At 69.1% G+C, this 1,573-nt stretch carries 2 protein-coding genes; both read left to right on the top strand.

What is annotated here, in order from left to right; translation table 11 throughout:
- On the top strand, window positions 1-995 hold a 995-nt coding region (locus STSP_RS34435), incomplete at its 5' end, for an aldehyde dehydrogenase family protein (protein ID WP_067284970.1).
- Window positions 996-1,032: 37 nt separating this feature from the next.
- Window positions 1,033-1,573, top strand: a 541-nt coding sequence (locus tag STSP_RS34430) for an MFS transporter (RefSeq protein ID WP_157902974.1), incomplete at its 3' end; no start/stop codon positions are given.

Below are 1,573 nucleotides of genomic sequence, written 5' to 3'. Positions count from 1 at the left end.
TCACTCCGTGGAACTTCCCCGCCCTTCAGCCGGCTGGCAAGACCGCCTCGGCGCTGGCAGCCGGCTGCACCGTCGTCCTCAAGCCAGCTCAGCTGGCTTCGTACTCGGCTGTCGTCCTGGCCGAGATCCTGGAGGCCGCTGGCGTCCCCGCAGGTGTGTTCAATCTCGTCACCGGCCGCGGCTCGCTGATCGGAAACGCGCTTGCCTCGCACCCCGACGTCGCCGTCGTGTCCTTCACCGGCTCGGGTGAGGCGGCGCTCCAGGTGAACGCCGCCGCGGCCAAGAGCGCCAAGCGCGTGGCCACCGAGCTCGGCGGCAAGTCGCCGCAGGTGATCATGCCCGATGCGGATCTGGACGTTGCGGTCGACACGGTGCTCACCTGGCTGATGGCCAACACCGGCCAGATCTGCAGTGCGCCGAGCCGGACCCTGGTGCCGCGCGAGCGGCTGGACGAGTTCCTGTCGGTGCTGCTCCCGCGGGTGGACGCGCTCCAGGTCGGCGACCCGCGCGCGGAGGGCACCGACATGGGCCCGCTGATCTCCGGCGAGCAGTGGCGGACCGTCCAGCGCTATGTCCAGACCGGCCTGAATGAGGGGGCCATGCTGCTCACCGGAGGCCTGGGCAAGCCGGATGGCCTGGAGAACGGGCACTTCGTCAAGCCCACGGTGTTCTGCGGAGTCACCAACGACATGACCATCGCCCAGGAAGAGATCTTCGGCCCGGTGATGTCGATCATCACCTACGACACGGTGGACGAGGCTGTCCAGATCGCCAACGACACCCGGTACGGCCTCGCCGGTTATGTCACCGGCAGCGATCTTGCGGACGCCGCGGACGTCGCCTCCCGGATCGAAGCGGGCTACGTGATCATCAACAACGCCGAGTTCGACTGGACCGCCCCCTGGGGCGGCTACAAGGAGTCGGGCAACGGCCGCGAATGGGGCCCCGACGGCATGCAGGAGTACCTGGAGACCAAGGTCGTCCTCGGCCGCTGACGGCCGACGCTGGATTCCCACCGGAGATAGCAAGAACATGAACGTCGGCAAGCCGACCGCCCTCGAGACCCAGGGGCGCCGGCACACCACCCAGCGCCACCGGCCGCACCGCCCCTGGCACTTTCGAACCGTGGTCGGCGTCGTCTTCGTGGTCATGGCCGCCAGCAGCGCGCCGTCTCCGCTGTATGGGCTCTACCAGCAGCAATGGCACTTCGGCACGACCACGTCGACGATCGTCTACGCCTGCTACGCCCTCGGCGCGATCCTGACCCTGCTGCTGGCCGGAGGCCTGGCCGGGCATCTGGGCACCCAGCGGACGATCGTGGTGGCACTAGTCACCATTGTCGTCAGCTTCCTTGTGTTCCTCCTGGCCACGGGAGCCTGGGCGCTGTGCCTGGCCCGCCTGATCCAGGGCGTCGCGGTCGGGCTGCTCACCAGCAGCGCGGGCTCGGCACTGGCCGACCTGCACCGGGACCGCAGTCACCAGGCCGCAGCGGCCGCCAACAGTGCGGCGACCTCTACCGGCATCGCGCTGGGCGCGGTGTTCTCCGGCCTCGCCGTTCAGTTCGCTCCCGCAC

This window comes from Streptomyces jeddahensis, from assembly GCF_001642995.1.
GTDB classification, from domain to species: Bacteria; Actinomycetota; Actinomycetes; order Streptomycetales; family Streptomycetaceae; genus Streptomyces; species Streptomyces jeddahensis.
The sequence above is the reverse complement of the archived record's forward strand: the minus strand, read 5'-3'. Positions and strand labels throughout refer to the sequence as shown.